This window comes from Meiothermus sp., assembly GCF_026004115.1.
In the GTDB taxonomy this organism is placed as follows: Bacteria; Deinococcota; Deinococci; order Deinococcales; family Thermaceae; genus Meiothermus.
In genome coordinates, this window is record NZ_BPIM01000001.1 from 333413 (window position 1) to 349103 (window position 15691).

General features: G+C 61.7%; 14 protein-coding genes. 4 read left to right on the forward strand and 10 right to left on the reverse strand.

The features are described from left to right. The 8 genes from Q0X23_RS01610 to Q0X23_RS01645 all read right to left on the reverse strand — a co-directional run bounded on the left by Q0X23_RS01610 (nucleotide 1) and on the right by Q0X23_RS01645 (nucleotide 10365). Nucleotides 1-2781, reverse strand: a complete 2781-nt coding sequence (locus tag Q0X23_RS01610; protein WP_297861142.1) for a tetratricopeptide repeat protein — start codon at nucleotides 2779-2781, stop codon at nucleotides 1-3. A gap of 336 nt (nucleotides 2782-3117) precedes the next feature. Further along, on the reverse strand, nucleotides 3118-4620 hold the full coding sequence (gene pxpB, locus Q0X23_RS01615; protein ID WP_297858660.1) for a 5-oxoprolinase subunit PxpB: 1503 nt from the start codon (nucleotides 4618-4620) through the stop codon (nucleotides 3118-3120). A 35-nt stretch (nucleotides 4621-4655) separates the two neighbouring features. After that, the gene (locus tag Q0X23_RS01620) at nucleotides 4656-5408 is read right to left on the reverse strand and encodes a LamB/YcsF family protein (protein WP_297858661.1); all 753 of its coding nucleotides are present in this window, start codon (nucleotides 5406-5408) and stop codon (nucleotides 4656-4658) included. 177 nt (nucleotides 5409-5585) lie between these two features. Continuing rightward, on the reverse strand, nucleotides 5586-6890 hold the full coding sequence (locus Q0X23_RS01625) for a TRAP transporter large permease (protein ID WP_297858662.1): 1305 nt from the start codon (nucleotides 6888-6890) through the stop codon (nucleotides 5586-5588). A gap of 3 nt (nucleotides 6891-6893) precedes the next feature. Beyond that, nucleotides 6894-7400: a TRAP transporter small permease gene (locus Q0X23_RS01630; RefSeq protein ID WP_297858663.1), complete on the reverse strand. Its 507-nt coding sequence runs from the start codon at nucleotides 7398-7400 to the stop codon at nucleotides 6894-6896. 78 nt (nucleotides 7401-7478) lie between these two features. Next, nucleotides 7479-8441, reverse strand: coding sequence for a TRAP transporter substrate-binding protein (locus Q0X23_RS01635; protein ID WP_297858664.1), 963 nt, complete (start codon nucleotides 8439-8441; stop codon nucleotides 7479-7481). Nucleotides 8442-8451: 10 nt separating this feature from the next. Next, nucleotides 8452-9267: an IclR family transcriptional regulator gene (locus Q0X23_RS01640; RefSeq protein ID WP_297858665.1), complete on the reverse strand. Its 816-nt coding sequence runs from the start codon at nucleotides 9265-9267 to the stop codon at nucleotides 8452-8454. A gap of 120 nt (nucleotides 9268-9387) precedes the next feature. After that, nucleotides 9388-10365 carry a deoxyhypusine synthase family protein gene (locus tag Q0X23_RS01645; protein ID WP_297858666.1) on the reverse strand — a complete coding sequence of 326 codons (978 nt, stop codon included), beginning with the start codon at nucleotides 10363-10365 and terminating at the stop codon, nucleotides 9388-9390. A 448-nt stretch (nucleotides 10366-10813) separates the two neighbouring features. On the opposite strand from Q0X23_RS01645, the gene Q0X23_RS01650 reads away from it, so the two are divergent. Continuing rightward, on the forward strand, nucleotides 10814-11227 hold the full coding sequence (locus Q0X23_RS01650) for a group III truncated hemoglobin (RefSeq protein WP_297858667.1): 414 nt from the start codon (nucleotides 10814-10816) through the stop codon (nucleotides 11225-11227). Between the two features lie 53 nt (nucleotides 11228-11280). On the opposite strand, the gene Q0X23_RS01655 is transcribed toward Q0X23_RS01650, so the two are convergent. Further along, a complete protein-coding gene (locus Q0X23_RS01655; protein ID WP_297858668.1) occupies nucleotides 11281-11502 on the reverse strand; it encodes a DUF2905 domain-containing protein in 222 nt (73 codons plus the stop codon). Nucleotides 11503-11505: 3 nt separating this feature from the next. Beyond that, nucleotides 11506-12402 carry a GTPase Era gene (era, locus tag Q0X23_RS01660; protein ID WP_297858669.1) on the reverse strand — a complete coding sequence of 299 codons (897 nt, stop codon included), beginning with the start codon at nucleotides 12400-12402 and terminating at the stop codon, nucleotides 11506-11508. A gap of 57 nt (nucleotides 12403-12459) precedes the next feature. Between era and dprA the strand changes: the two genes are divergently transcribed. From dprA to Q0X23_RS01675, 3 genes are all read left to right on the forward strand, one after another. Then, nucleotides 12460-13473 carry a DNA-processing protein DprA gene (gene dprA / locus Q0X23_RS01665; protein ID WP_297858670.1) on the forward strand — a complete coding sequence of 338 codons (1014 nt, stop codon included), beginning with the start codon at nucleotides 12460-12462 and terminating at the stop codon, nucleotides 13471-13473. Between the two features lie 223 nt (nucleotides 13474-13696). Then, the gene (locus tag Q0X23_RS01670; RefSeq protein ID WP_297858671.1) at nucleotides 13697-13873 is read left to right on the forward strand and encodes a hypothetical protein; all 177 of its coding nucleotides are present in this window, start codon (nucleotides 13697-13699) and stop codon (nucleotides 13871-13873) included. 19 nt (nucleotides 13874-13892) lie between these two features. Beyond that, a complete protein-coding gene (locus Q0X23_RS01675) occupies nucleotides 13893-15677 on the forward strand; it encodes an Ig-like domain-containing protein (RefSeq protein WP_297858672.1) in 1785 nt (594 codons plus the stop codon). Nucleotides 15678-15691: the final 14 nt, after the last annotated feature.

A 15691-nucleotide genomic window follows, 5' to 3' on the forward strand; every position in this document is an offset into this window, starting at 1 on the left:
CTAGCCCCTCAGGGCCCGTTTGAAAATTTGCGGAGCAAACTCCGCCACCGCTCGCAAGAATCCGGTGATGCCCCTGGCCCTTCCAGGCGTGATGTAGACCGGCACCCCCAGGTTCTCGGCCTCCAGGCGCACCGGCTCGGAGAGGTCGTGGCCCACATAGCTGCTGATGATCATAAGGCCGTGGGCTCGCTCGAGCCGGCTCTGGATGCGCCGCAATACCTCCCGCCCGGCGGCGTGGCTGTCGGAGTCAAACCAGTCGAGCTCGAGGCCCTGGTTTTTCAGAATAGGGGTCAGGCGGCTTCGAAGCTGGGTGTGGCCCCCAACCACCATCAAATACTCTCCATGGAAGCGGGGCAGTGCCTCGCGCATCAGGCTTTCGGCCGTCGCGCCGACCAGGGTATCCGGGGTGCCCTCCAGGGTAGCGAGGGCCCTCGAGGTGGCCTTGAGCTCCTCCAGGTATAGCTGAAGCTCAGGGTTGGTGGGGTTCAAAAAGAGCAGGTTACGCAGAATTTCGCGTGAAAGTGCCAGGTCTTTTTCCCAGTAGTAAGCAATATCCAGGGCTTTGCGCCAGATCTCGGTGGCCTTCTGGTAGGCCCCAGTTCGCTCGTAGTGTTCGGCCAGGTCGTACAGCACCTCCAGGGCTTCGGGGTTGCGGGCCAGCTCGGCCAGCAAGAGCCCCTCGGCCCCCAAAGCTTGCCCGGCGTTATACAGCGCGGCCAGGTACTGCCCTCGCACGGCCCCAGCCTCCTGGCTCTGGGAAAAGCTGCGCGAAAGCCGGTAGGCCAGCTCGAGGTGCTCCAGCGGAGGCTCCGGGGTTTGTTTCAGGCTCTGGGCCAGCATACGAAAGGCCTCCCAGGGGCCCTCCAGGGTCTCGACCAGTTTCAGCACCGGCTCAATCTCGCCAAAAGGTTGAAGTCCCGCTTCTCGCACCCGGCCCAAAAACTCTTTGGCCAGCACGGGCTCACCAGCTTCAAAGGCTTCCTGAGCCAGCTCAAATAGCTGTCGAACCGGGTAGGCCCGGTGTGCGTGGGCCCGCTTGTGATCGCCTAAAATCTCCTGTATGGGATAGCCCAAGAACCGCTTGGAGAGGGCCAATAGGTGGTAGGCCAGCCCAGCCGGTTCGCCACGGGAGGCCTGCGCGGCCCGCTCGAGGTAGCGCACTGCCTCGGCGTACCGCCCCTCCCGGTGCCGCAGCAGCCCCAAAGCCAGGAGCGCGGTGGCGTCCTCGGCACGGGCGACCGCATCGGTCAGGTAGGGCTCTACCTCCTTGAGGTCGGCCAGCGGTACCCCGTCCAGTGCTTCGGGGCTTCGCACCTTCAGGCCCGACAGGGCCAACCCCAAAGCCCCGTGGGACTCTCCCAGAACATAAAGGCGCTGGGCGTAGCGGGCCGCACGGCCCCATAGGCCTTGTTGCAATGCGGACTGCAAACCCACCCGCAGCAAACCTCTTGTAAGCAGTTCGGGCGATAGGTCTTCGACGAACTCCACCCGGCGGCTGGACTCGCTCCAGTCGCCTTCGCGAAACAAGCGCAACACCCGCTCCTCGATACGCTCGAGGGTGGACTTGAGGTAGACCTCGGCCTCGGGGAGGCCGCTCTCGTAAAACTGTCGCAGCGCATCCGACAAACGCCCCAGGCCCAGGTAAACTTTGCCCAAGGCAAACTTATACCGTCCTCCCCGGCTGGAAAGCTCCTCCAGGCGGGGTAAGGCCTTTGGGTACTCTTCCAGTTCGGCCCAGCAAAGCACCCGCAGCGTTTCGGCTTCGGGGTGGTGCGCTTGTGCCAGGGCTTCGTCGGCTTCGGCGAAGCGCGATAAAGCCCAGAGGGCCCGGCCGCGCAAATACGCCAGCTCTCCCCCGGCGCTGGAGGGTATGCGCTCCAGCACCTGGGCATAAGCACCCTGCTCGAGCAAGGCCCAGATCTCCTCTGTGTCTGGAAGGGGGTTGGATTCGACCGTAACCGAAGCTGCATCGGTGGGCCGAACTTGTGGTGCAGGCACGGGTAAAACCAGATCCGGGGGCATCTGGGCCGTTAGAAGAGCGTACTCCCCTTCGCCTATCAGCCGCACATCACCGAAGCCCATCTGTTCCAGGGCCCCCATCACCGCCTGGGGGTTTTTGCCCAAAAAAGGGCCATGGCTATAGACCAGCAACCCCCCCGGCTTTAGCAATCCCGCCAGACCCTGCAAACGGCGAAGCAGGTCAAAGTGCGCCAGGTAAGCCTCTTCCTCGAGGGTCGAGGGCAAGTCTCCCAGGTACCCTTCCGGCAAACAGGACAGCAGCAGCACCGCATCCATGGTCGGCAGGTTTTGCTGCTCGGGGAACCACCCCTCATGCCACTGCACCACCTCGCCGGTGCGGGCCCTTCCCAGGCGGACGGCCTCTGCAACACCCTCCAGGGCGTGCCACTCCAGCTCGGGCCGGGCCTCTTGCAGCAGCGTCACCAGGGCCCCGGTGAAGGCACCTACCTCCAGTACCCGGCCCTCTGCCGGTAAGGTTTGGGGTAAAACCCGCAGGTAAAGCTCCATAAAAGGGAGGTGCATCGCATACACCAGGGCCTCGAGCCGCTCCTTGGGATGGCTGAGCAGCACCTGGTAAAAACTTCGCACCGCCTCGAGGTTGCCCCCTTCCGCTCCCAGGTAGGCTTTCCAAGCCTCCAGAATGGGTCTTCGTCGGGCAGGGCTGCCAATGCGTCTGGCCAGCGCGCTTTCAAAGCGGCCCGGCGAAAGGGGCGCAGCCAGATGAAAATGGGTACGAAAATAGCGTTTTACTTGGGTATCTATATCTTCCACCGACAAGCACCTCCCCGGCAATTCCCGTTGCAGGATATTGTGGCAAGTTGGGATTGTGCTGTAAACCGTCCAGCCCACCGTTAGAATGCTTACCCCTGGCGGGTATATCGCCAGGGGGGCCTCCGACACTGCTTGACGCCGCTTGCACCATCTGCCTGGAGGGTCTCATACCATATCCAGACGAACACTCCGCCTTCTCCCCTGGGCTGGAGAAGGTAGCGGCACCCACCTGCGCAAAATACGCCCGACATGGGATGAGGAATTCTCCAGGGCCCCTCGAGGCCATCTATCCGGGTTCAGCGGGCCGGGTTCAGTGGGTATCACTCTTCAAGCTGGGGCATGGGACATCACAAATCTCAGTGTTTGTCCGGGGCGCATCTGCGCCAGCCTGGGTAAGTCGGCGGGATGCACCAGGGCCGGCTTGGCATAGCCCCCAAGGCGTCCCCGATCCTGAAGCAGCACGATGGGCTGCCCCTGGGGGGTTATCTGTACCGCTCCCAGCGGCGTGGCCTCGCTGATCAGCTCGCCGCCCGGCACCTCCGGCCCCGCCAGGCGAAGCCCCATTCGGTCACCCGAGACCAGTTCGTAGGGCGCCGCACACAGGGCCCGCATGGCCTCCCGGCTGTACTGCGGCCCCGGCAGCAGGCGAATGCGGTGTGAGGTGAGGGCAGGCTGGGCCAATCCAAAGCCCGCTCGAGCCTCCCTGGGTTGCGCTACCCCCAGCACATCCCCCGCCCGCAAGGCCCGCCCCACCAGTCCCTTGAGGTCGGTACTGGCGCTCCCCCAGAAACGTTCATTCTCGAGGCCCCCAGCCAGCGCCAGGTAGCCGCGGGCCCCTTCCCCAGTAAGCCGGAAGCGCAGCAAATCTCCTTTTTGCAGGGCAAAGCTCTGGGCCCCCATCACAGGCTCGTGGTTAACCAGCGGCAACATCCCATAGCCCGCAAAGGCCACCACCACCGGCTCGAGCGCGCTTAGCACAGGGCCGCTCAGGGTCAACTCGAGCAAAGGGGCGTGGGGCGGATTGCCCACCAACCGGTTGGCTACCCCCGCCGAACGTGCATCCAGCACCCCCGAGGCCGCCAGCCCATAGCGTCCCGCCATCCGCCGCCCCTCATCCAGCACCAGGTCGAGCAGACCCGGCTCCTCGACGCGCAAAACCGGGTATCGCGGCTCAGGGGGCAACAGGGAGCGTTCGGGGGGTAGGGCTGGGGTGGGGCCCTGGGCGGGCACAAAGCGCACCCAGTCCCCTGCCTCCAGCAAAAACACCCTTTCCCGCTGGGGGTTGTATACCTGAGCCAGGGCGGTTCCGATCAGATGCCACCCCCCGGGCGAGGGCAGGGGGTAGATGCCGGTCTGGTTTCCCGCTATGGCCACGCTGTGGGCCGGCACCCGTGGGCGTGGGTTTTTGCGGCGGGGCAGCCGCAGGCGCTCGGGGAGGGGGCCCAAAAATGGAAACCCTGGGGTGAAACCGGTTGCAAATACGCGGTAGAGCGGTTCAGTGTGCAGCCGGATGACTTCGTCTAACGCCAGACCCGTCTGCTCGGCCACCCAGGGCAGGTCGGGCCCGTCGTACCGCACGGGAATCTCGAGCTGTTTTCCTGGTTCCAGGTTGGGCAATTCTTCCAGGTATGGCCGCACCCAGCGCTCTACCTGTGCTTTAGATACCCGCTCAGCATCGTACTCGAGGTACACGTTTACATAACCCGGCACTATATCGGTCACCCCAGGCAGCAGGTTGGAAACCAGGGCCTTTGTGAGAGCTAAAAGTCTCGCGTTGGCCTCGAGGTCGAGCTGTTCGGAGAAAGATAGATAAAAGCCGGTGAGGGTCATGGACAGCGACGTATCCAGGAGGTGATCCAGGGGCTTCAGTAGGTCTGGATGCCTATGCCCTGGGCCTCCAGGGCTTCCCTGACGGCCCTGGCTATCCCCACTGCGTTGGGGTTGTCTCCGTGAATGCACAGGGTCTGGGCCCGTACCTCGACCCAACCGCCGTCCACTGCCTCCACCCGGCCCTCCACCACCATCTGCACGGCCCGGCGGGCAGCCAGCTCAGGCGAATGAATCCAGGCGCCCGGGGTGCCCCGGGGGGCCAGGCGACCATCGGAGGCATAACCCCGCTCAGGAAAGGCCTCCGCAACGGTACGAAGCCCCAGCTTCTGGGCCTCGGCCTCCAGCGGCGTGTTGGGCAATACCACCAGGGGTATCTGGGGGTCAAAGTCTCGGGCGGCCTCGGCGATGGCCCTTGCGGTCCCGGGGTCTTTGGTGGCCCGGTTGTAGAGGGCGCCGTGGGCCTTGATGTGGTGTAGGGGCATCTGCGCCAGCTTCAAGAAAGCCCAGAGGGCCCCCACCTGGTAGAGCACATCGGCGTACACCTCCTCGGGCGTGGCGGCCATCTCCCGCCGCCCAAACCCCACCAGGTCTGGAAAACCTGGGTGCGCCCCCACGGCCACCCCGGTCTGCCGAGCGAGCTCGAGGGTGCGCTTTATGGTCAGAGGGTCGCCCGCATGAAACCCGCAGGCCACGTTTACTGAGCTAATCAGGGGGAAGAGTTCTTCATCCCGACCTAGCGTCCAGTTGCCAAACGATTCACCGGCATCGGCGTTCAAGTCTATTTGCATATCACCTCACGGATGGCCGAACGCCCAATGGCTTTCTGTGGTGTAGAAGAGATACCGCTTTCATCTGAGGTGTTCAGGCGCCCAGGGTCCAAAAACCATACCCTCTTAATTGGCGGGGCCATTGGCTGTTGCCCCAATATTAAACTTTCACCTTTAGCCTACAGTTCCCTTTAGCCATCAACCCCCAGTCATGGTGCGGGGAAGCCAGGTCACAATATCCGGGAACACCGTGATCAGGGCCGCCGCCAGCAGCAGCATGAACAAAAAAGGCAAAGCCGAGCGGGCAATGGTAAAGATATCCCGCCCCGAAAGACCCTGCAACACAAATAGATTGAAGCCGACCGGGGGGGTAATCTGGGCCAGCTCCACCGCGATCACCAAAAAGATACCAAACCACAACAGGTCAATCCCCACCGCCTTGGCCAGCGGCAGAATCACCGAGGTGGTCAGCACAATGATGGAGATGCCGTCCAGAAAGGCTCCAAGCACCAAGAACAGCAGCATGAGCACGGCCAGCAAGGCGTATTTGGAAAGCCCCAGCTCGCCCACCCAGGCCGCCAAAGCCGCCGGGATGCCGGTAAAACCCATAGCAATCGAGAGCACCGCCGCCCCGGCCAGAATAAAACCAATCATGCTGCTGGTACGTACCGCGCCCATCAGGCTATCCAGCAAACCCTGCCAGCTCAGGCTGCGCGACCAGAAGGCAATGAGGAGGGATCCCAACACCCCCAGGCTGGCCGCCTCGGTAGGCGTGGCCACGCCGGTATAGATCGATCCGATTACCGCTACCATCAAAAGCAGCACCGGCATTATTTTGAGTAGCCCATACAGACGCCGCCCAAGGGGCATCGGCGGCTCGGGCGGGGGCATCTTCTGGGCGTTGAGTAGCCCCGCCAGCATCACCCAGCCCATGAACAAAAGCATTACCAGAAGGCCCGGCAGCAACCCTGCGATGAAAAGCCGGGCCACCGAGACTTCGGCAGCCACGCCGTAAACAATCATCATCACCGAGGGGGGAATCAGCAGACCCAGGGTGCCCGAACCGGCCAGCGAGCCCAGCACCAGCCGCTCGGGATAGCCCCGCCGCAAGAGCTCCGGCAGGGCAATCTTGCCCACGGTGGCGGTGGTGGCTGCCGAGGAGCCGATCACCGCAGCAAAGATGCCCGAGGCCAGCACGTTGATGTGCAGCAGGCGGCCCGGGATGCTGCGCAGCCAGGGGGAAAGCCCCTCGAACAGGTCGGCAGCCAGGCGGGTGCGATAGAGAATCTCCCCCATCCAGATGAACATCGGCAACGCCGCTAGCGACCAGCTCGAGACCGACGTCCACAAACTGCTCGCCACACTGGCTCCCGGGGGGGTGTTGGTGAAAAACTGCAAGCCCACCCAGCCCACCCCCAGCAGGGCCAGGGCAATCCAGACCCCACTGCCCAGGAACAAGAGCAGCAAAAGCACCAAAAAAAGCGCCACCTGGGTTAACTCCACTGGCTACTCCTGTCCCCCACCCTCAGCAAGATAGCTGGGGAGCTCTCCTCTGAGCAAAGCCCCCAGGCTATCGACCAGCGCGATGGTAAATATGGTCAGACCCACCGCCAGAAAGCTCTGCGGTATCCAGATGGGCAGGGGCAACAGTCCCGGGGCCAGGTCGCCATAGCGGTAGGAATCCAGCACCAACCGCCAGAGTTGCAGCGTGGCGTAGCCCGAGGCCAGCAGGGAAAATGCGCTTACAAAAAGCTCGAGCGCCCGCCGCACCCTGCCCTGAAGCCGCCGCACCAGCACCCCCACCCGGATGTGCGCCCCCGCCCGCAGGGTGGGGGCCAGGGCCAGGAACACCGCCCCGGCCATGGCAAAGCCCGACAGTTCGTTGGCCGACGGGATAGCCACCCCAAGCTGCCGACCCACAACCTGGCCCAGGATTAGCAGGAAGATAAAGACCACCAGCAGCCCCGCCAGAAGGCTCGAAAAGCGGTACAGACCTTCCAAAAAACTTCGCATAAGGCCCTCTCAGCACAAGGGGCGGGTAGCCTGGAGCCCGCGAAACCGACACAAGCCACGGGCCACTCGCCCCGGGCTTTATCTACCCAGGTAGGCCCGGTAGATGTTGACCCCGGTCGCCCCGGCCCGCCGTAGCCACTCATTGGTCATGGTCTGGCCCACCTTTTTGAGGTCGGCTACCAGTTGCGGGCCGGGCTGCAAAACCTGCATACCCCGCTGGGCCAGGATGGCGCTCTTGCTAGCGGCTTCCTGCTGGCTGGCCTGCCAGCCGCGCTGCTCGGCCCGGCGGGCTGCTGCCAGCACCGCTTCGCGGTCGGCCTGGCTCAGGCTGTCCAGGGCCCGCCGGCTCACAATGACCATGTTCTTGGGAATCCAGGCCCTGAGGTCGTAGAAGTAGCGGGTGAAGTCCCAGGCCTGGCTATCCACACCGGTAGAGGGGGAAGTGATCATGGCTGCCACAATGCCGGTGGCAAAGGCCTGAGGAATATCGGCGGCCTCAACCTGGGTGGGAATCATGCCGGTGAGCTCGGCGATGCGGGCGGTAGCCGGGTTGAAAGCCCGGAAGCGGATACCCTTCAGGTCGGCTACGCTATTAACCGGCTGCTTGGTGTAGAGGCCCTGCCCCGGCCAGGGCACCGAGAACAGCAGGGTCATGCCCCGGCGGTTGAGCCAGTTTTCGATCTCGGGCCGGGAGACCCGGTAGAGCCGCTGGGCGTCGTCGTAGCTGCCAACTAGGAAGGGAATCGAGTCCAGGGCAAACACCGGGTTCTCGTTGGCCAGGAGCGAGATCAACACCTCGCCTATCTGAATCTGGCCGCCCCGCACCCCAGGCAGAATCTGGGGGTGGGGCAGCAACGAACCCCCGCTGTTCACGCGGATGATCAGACGGCCCTGGGTGGCGGTCTCTACCTCCTTGGCGAACTCACGGATGTTGATGGTGTGGAAGTTGCCATCGGGGTAGGGGGTGGCCATGGTCCACTGGGTCTGGGCCAGGGCTGCGCTCAGGGTCAGGCTTGCCAAGAGTCCAACGAGTTTGTGCATACTTCCTCCTTTATGGCCGAACTGCCAGAAGCGACGACAGAAAACCCTCGAGGTCGGCCTGCCAGGGCCCTACGAACCCAAGCTTTTCCGATATTTCCCGGGCCGATTGACTCAAGGCTTGCAGGTAACCATAGAGCATTTTTGGGTCGCGGTGGTGGGCTTCTGCTCCGGCCAGGCTCAAGGCCGCCAGCACCTCGCCCTCGGGGCCCCGGATGGGGACGGCCAGCTCAGCAGAGTGGGGCTCGAGCTCCCCAAAGCTCACGGCAAACCCGGTTTTGCGAGTCTGATTGAGCAATTCTTGCAAATGCTGCAGGGCTACCGGTGTGGCCGGGGTGTAGCGCCTACGCTCACTCTGGAAGATGCCCTCCTGCACTGTATTTGGGGCAAAGGCCAGCAAAAGCCGGGTGGAGGCCCCAGCGTACAAGGGCGCCCGCCGCCCCGGGGCAATATAGAGGCGTATCCTCGAGCGGGCTTCCACCACCTCGAGGTAGACCCCCTCCAGCCCGTCCCGCACCACCCACTGCACCGACTGGCCTGTGGCGTCGCGCAGGGCCTGCATGAAGGGCAGGGCCACCTGACGGGCCGGGTAGGCCGCCTTGACCAGGGTACCCAGTTGCAACAGCCTTGTCCCCAGGCGGTAGCGGTCGTTTTCGCGCACCAGCAAGCCATGCTGCTCGAGCGCCCGCAGACTGCGCAGGCAGGTGGCCTTGGGCCAGCCGCTCGCCCGGGCCAGCTCCGAAAGGCCCCAGTAGGGGCGTTCCTCGCTGAAAAACCCCAGCAAGTACAGGGGGCGCTCGAGGGTGGGAATGGCTTCAAGTGGTTTCATTGAATGAACCGCCTGTTTATTGAATGAACCTGCTGGCAAAACACTACGACCCGCTCCCCCCAACTGTCAAGGGGGGATGCTCGCTCGAGATCTAAAGCCCAGAGGCACTCGGCCAGATGCTTACCAGCCCAGCACCATGGCGAACATTAAGGGCGCTACAATCGAAGCATCCGACTCGATGATGAACTTAGGGGTGTCGGCGGCCAGCTTGCCCCAGGTGATTTTCTCGTTGGGCACGGCCCCCGAGTACGAACCATAGCTGGTCGTGGAGTCGGAGATTTGGCAGAAGTAGCCCCACACCGGAATATCTGGGCGCTGCATATCCTGGTGCAGCATGGGCACCACACAGATGGGGAAGTCGCCCGCAATGCCCCCGCCAATCTGGAAGAAGCCGATGGAATGGCGGGCGCTGGTCTCAAGGTACCAGTTGGCCAGTTCCATCATGTACTCGATGCCGGTTCGCACCGTGTGCACGTTCTTGATTTCGCCATTCAGGCAGTGTCCGGCATACATGTTGCCCGTAGTGGAGTCTTCCCAACCGGGTACCACGATGGGCAGGTTCTTCTCGGCAGCGGCCATCATCCAGCTATCCTTGGGGTCAATCTGGTAGTAGCGCTCGAGCTTCCCCGAGCGAATAATGCGGTACAAAAACTCGTGCGGAAAGTAGCGCTCCCCGGCCCGGTCAGCGGCCTCCCATTCCTCCAACAAGGCCGCCTCGAGCCGTCGCATGGCTTCCATCTCGGGAATGCAGGTGTCGGTCACACGGTTGAGGTGTCTTTCCAGCAAGCGCTGCTCATCCAGAGCGGTTAGCTCACGCCAGTTGGGGATGCGCTCATAGTGGTGGTGGGCCACCAGGTTAAACAGGTCTTCCTCCAGGTTGGCCCCGGTGCAGCTAATGGCGTGTACCTTGTCCTGGCGGATCATCTCGGCCAGCGAGATACCCAGCTCGGCGGTGCTCATAGCCCCCGCCAGCGTGACCATCATCACCCCACCTTGCTCGAGGTGGGCCCGGTAGGCCTCGGCGGCGTCCACCAACGAGGCCGCGTTAAAGTGACGGAAATGGTGCTTGAGGAAGTTTGAAATCTCGCCGTTTGCCACCTGGATACCTCCCAACTCGCGGGGTGGGCGAAAGTGGCTCCCCCCTTCGGCCTGCGCAGCACACCTGCCGAACGCCGGAATACCGCAGGCCCTGTGGCCTGCCTTGCTCCGCCTGCAAGTGTACTCGAGTCCAGCGCGAATTCAAGACCTGGGAGGCCTTAGTGCACCGGTAACTTGCTTTGCGGTGCGTTTTGCAGCGCGTTGATTGCCCAAAATTGCAATGTGCGGCCATTTGCAGGGGACAGTAGTGCATACCGGGTTCTTGGTTATCAGACCACTTAGCGGCACCCTGTAGCGCTTCTCGAGAACCTCTCCAGTCGGTCGTAGTTCGCCACTGTTCAGTGACGAATTAACCGAATCTGGTATTGGGGGAGAGCTGTCATAACCTGGGCTCAATGGGGGCTTTGCTCACTACCGCCGGGCCGTTCTATGGCCTAAGGTTAGGTCTGTGAACGACATAGCCTCCAGAGCCGACCTCGCCGTAGTGATAGACAGCTTCTATGCCAAAGCCCTTCAGGACGAACAAATTGGCTACTTATTTGAGGGCCTGGACTTGATGAACCACCTGCCTGTCATCCACGACTTCTGGGAGAACATCCTGTGGCATACCGGCGCCTACAGGGGCGGCATGATGTACAAGCATCTGCTGCTGAACGCCCGCAAACCGCTCAGGCTCGAGCACTTCCAGCGCTGGCTCGAGCTCTTCACCCAAACCATAGACGAGCACTACGCGGGCCCCAACGCCCAGACCATGAAGCAGTTCGCCTACTCAATTGCCAACACCATGTACAGCCGTATCTCCCAGCAGAATGCCATCCCGCTGGGCGTTCAGAAAAGCCCTGCCAATCCCTCGACTGGGTAAATGCTTTGCTGTGGCTTTTGGCTGTCAGTTAGTCGGCTTTCAGCACAATGTAGTTAGCGAGGCCAGCGTAGCAGCAGGTTCAGGAGTAAGCTCAACCCCAAGCTGACCAACAACATCGAAGTAAGGGGAAAGTAAAAGCGGAATCCCTCACGTTCGATGCGAATATCGCCCGGCAAGCGACCAAACCAGCTCAAAAGCCAGGGGGCATACAGCCAGATCAGGCCCCAGACCACCAACAACAGGCCCAGCACCAACAGAAGGCGCCCGGTGTCCACCCTTCAATGGTAGCCCAGCTCCCGCAGGGCTTCGGGGTCTTTGCGCCAGTTGGGGTATACCTTGACCTGTAAGTCCAGGTAAACCTTGTGGGCCAGAAAAACCTCGAGCTGCTTTCGTGCTGCCGCCCCAATTTCCCGGAGCATCCGCCCCTTGGCCCCAATCAGAATAGGCTTGTGGCCCTCGCGCTCAACGTAGATGTTGACCTGAATATAAAACATTCCGTTGTCCCGGAGCTCAAATTCCTCGGTTTTGGTAGCAATGGAGTAGGGTATCTCCTCCTTGAGCCGCTTCATGGCTTCCTCGCGCACAATCTCGGCGGCCCATTCCTCGGGGGTCTGGTCGCCCTTGGCAAAGTCAGGCGGGAAGAAAAAGGGGCCTTCGGGCAGCAGGGCCAGTACCTCATCGCGCAGGGCTTTGGCGTCGCGTTCGTTCTGGGCCGAGATCATGCGGGTTTCCAGCCCTGGCAGCAGTTCGGCATAGGCTTGCAGGGCTGATTCGGGATACTTGGCCGCGTCGGCCTTGTTGCCCACCAAAAAAATCGGCACCTGCCCCTTCAGGGGGCGCAGCGCACGGGCGACCAGCTCGTCCTCGTGGGTGGGGGGGTGGCGCAAATCCACCAGCCAGAGCACCACGTTGACCTCGGCCAGCGCCTCGGTAATCTGGCGGATCATGTACTCGCTCATGGCATCGGCGGCTTCGTGCCAGCCAGGGGTATCCACAAACACAATCTGGCGGTTGCCCTCGGTATGGATGCCGCGCACCCGCTTGCGGGTGGTCTGCGGTTTGGGGCTGATGGGCGCGATCTTCACGCCCAGCATGGAATTGACCAGGGTGGACTTGCCCACGTTGGGCTTGCCCACCAGGGCCACAAAACCGGAATAGGTGGTTCCTTCATTCACCGCTTTAGTATAGATGAACCTCCAGGCTCTCCCCCATCCGCTATCCTGATGCGAGCTATGTCCGACCCTCTGGCCCTTGCACTTACCCCCCAGATTGGCCCCAGCCGCCTGCAACAAGCCCTTGCCACTGACCTGAGCGTGGAGGCCGTGGCCGAACTGCTGGGCCGCGAGATTGCCTCCGGCTATGCCAAAACCTTGCAGGAGGGCCGGGCCGTGCAGGAGCGTGAGCAAGCGACCCGGCTGGGCCTGCGGCTGATTGGGCTGTGGGAGCCAGACTACCCCGAGGTGCTGCGGCACCTCGAGAGCCCCCCTATGGTGCTGTACCTGAAGGGGGAACTACCACCTTCCGAGCGAAACATTGCCGTAGTGGGCACCCGCAAAGCCAGCCCCTGGGCCACCGCCTGGACGCACAGAGTAGCGCGCGAACTGGCCGAGGCCGGCGTGGGGGTTATCTCGGGCCTGGCTCTGGGCATCGATGCCGCCTCACACAAGGGCGCTTTGGAGGGGGGCGGCTACACCCTGGGGGTGCTGGGCAGCGCCATGGATCACTTCTATCCCCCACAAAACCGCGCCCTGGCCGAGCAAATGAACATGCTCTCGGAGTTTCCCCTGGGAACACCCCCCCAGGCCGGACTGTTCCCCCGGCGCAACCGCATTGTGGCCGCGCTGGCCAAAGCCGTGCTGGTGGTGGAGGCCGGGGAGAAAAGCGGCAGTCTGATTACTGCCCGGTTTGCCTTGGAGCTGGGCCGCGATGTGCTGGCCGTGCCGGGCCGCCCCGGCGACACCTTCTCGCTGGGTTGCAACCGGCTGATTCAGGACGGCGCTGGGCTGGTGGTGAACACCGAGGATGTGCTGAACGCGCTGGGGGTACGGACGCCGCAAAAGCAAGCGATACAGCTCGAGGGTTCCGAAGCCCAGGTCTACCGGGCTTTACTCGAGCTCTCCGAGGCTCTGCCCGACGACCTGGCCCAAACCACCGGCCTCTCCGCCGCCGAGACCCTCTCGGTGCTGATGATGCTCGAGCTAAAGGGGTTGGTGCAAAGCAGCGCCGGGCGCTACAGCCCGCTGTAATTCCGGCCATCCCCTGATTCACCAAGCGCAAAGCCGACTTTCCGCAAGCTGCAAACTCAAGAGGATTTAACCTGCTCCAAACGGAGTGTTTCAGGTGGGGTTCATTTTAAGTCAGCCATATCATGCACTTTAAAAACTGCTCCATTGCCACAGAACTGGCCGAAACGCCAGGACTACCCGGCTCGAGACGCTCCTGAAACGCCCCTGGAAGCACACTATCGCAATGAACGGTAACTACCGGCGACAAACCTATGCCAGTTTCATTATGCGCCTGGAGTATGTCAACGGGCAGACCATCTACCGACTGTACAACCTAGGTAACGGTAGTCGCTGGGAAGGCCGTTCATGGGAGGAGCTTGGGGCCTTTCTTGCCAAAGTTAGCAAGCCTCGCCTGAAGTAATGCCCAGAAGGAGCTTTGTATGAAAAATCTGGCTTGGTATTCAATTCTTAGCACGGCAGTATTGTTGTTGGCCGCTTGTGGTGGCGGTACGCCCACAAACAACGTGGCTAAGGTTGTCATCGAGCAAGAATCCGTACTCCTGACCGGGGTAGGCAAAACCCAGACCCTGACCGCTAAAGCCTACGACGCCAGCGGCAATCCGGTACAGGCTAATATTACGTTTAGCTCGAGCAAACCCCAGGTTGTAGTAGTCAGCGGCAATACCGTGAGTGGGGTCGCGGTGGGCTCGAGCCAGATTGTAGCCAGCGTGGGCCAGGTGAAAAGCCAACCAGTATTGGCTGCAGTAGCAACCCTAACCAGCGATACTGTCGACATCGTCCAGAGCAACATTGTGGAGGGTCCCAACTTTATCGGGCTAAGCGAAGGCGAGGTTCCGAGTGTGGGCAGCCGTTATACCGCCGTGGTGCGAAACTTAAGCCCAGCCGTGGGGGCTAAGTGGTTCAGCCAGGGCGTTAATGGGCAGCGTCTGCAGGGTCGGGTTGTGGAGGTTGTTGACGCCCCGGGAGGCAACAAACAGGTAACCATCGAGGTCGCACCATTAGAGGACATTTTTGCCCAGCTTGATATAAACGAAGAAATTGACTTCTCTAACGCCCCTGATAGAGTGCCGCCGGCCGTAGTGGAACAGGGTCTTAGCTCGATGGCTTTTGTGGGCTTTGGCGCGCTCCAGTGCGAGTTGAGCAACGTGGGCGCGAGCCCACCCATTACCCTAGGCATTCCTACCATGAGTATTGGCTTCACCACCGATACCGCCCGCACGGGCATCAAGGTTCGGGTCGGATTTGGTCAGGACAATGTAGTGGAAGTGCGCTTTAAGGGAACTTTGAACGCTGCAGTAAATCTCTCCGGAAGCATTATCCGCAACTTTAGTGGTTCGGTCGACTGCCGGGGTAGAGAGCCCGTAGTTAGCAGCATAACCGGCATTCCCCTCCCATTATTTACCAGCCTCAATTTTGAGCGCGGGCTGGGGGTCAAATTCTCAGGCGACTTCAGCGGTCCCACCACCCAGTTCAGCGCAGGCGGGAGCTTAGCCATCACCCTCGACATTGGCGCTAGAGTAAACCTAAATAACGGCACCATCACCAACTTCAATACTGTCTCCTTTTCAGGGAATGCTCTGCTACGCATCACCCAACCCAACCAGATCACCACCTTCAGCACCAACGCCGAAGCCTACGTCTTCTCCAACTGGGTACTGCGGGTTCCAGGTATAACGTTCGATCTCTGGCAGGATCGCACCGCCCTCCGCTCGGTGGCAAATATGGTTACTGTGCCGCAGCAAATTACTTCTGGTACGAGAACCACCTATAAGCTCGAGCGGGCCCACCGCCAGGGCCCTGGCCCCGAGTTCAGAGCTTTTTTGCGCTTCTTCAACGCCACCGAGCTAATACCCCAAACCCAGAGCAGCACCACCGTAATTCGTGACGCTCCCTTTACCCTAGATAGCTTTAGCTGTAGCGCCCTCACCGGCAGCACCAGCCGGGCCCGCTGCTCGGCTAGTTTCAGCCAGCGCGATTTTCCCGTCGTGGGCGACAATATTCTGAAACTAGAAATCTGGGCCCGGCGCGGTAGCGGCACACCATTCCGAGCCGCCGAAAATACCAACGTAAGCTCCTCGGTAATCTCTACCGACACCAGCGTAAATACGACGCTCCAAGCTGGCGACCAGTGCTTCTTGGTGGTATACACCAAAACCCTTCCTTTCGCCGGTATTGTCGCTGGCAATCCAGACACCTGCCTGTAAGGGTTACGCGGCTA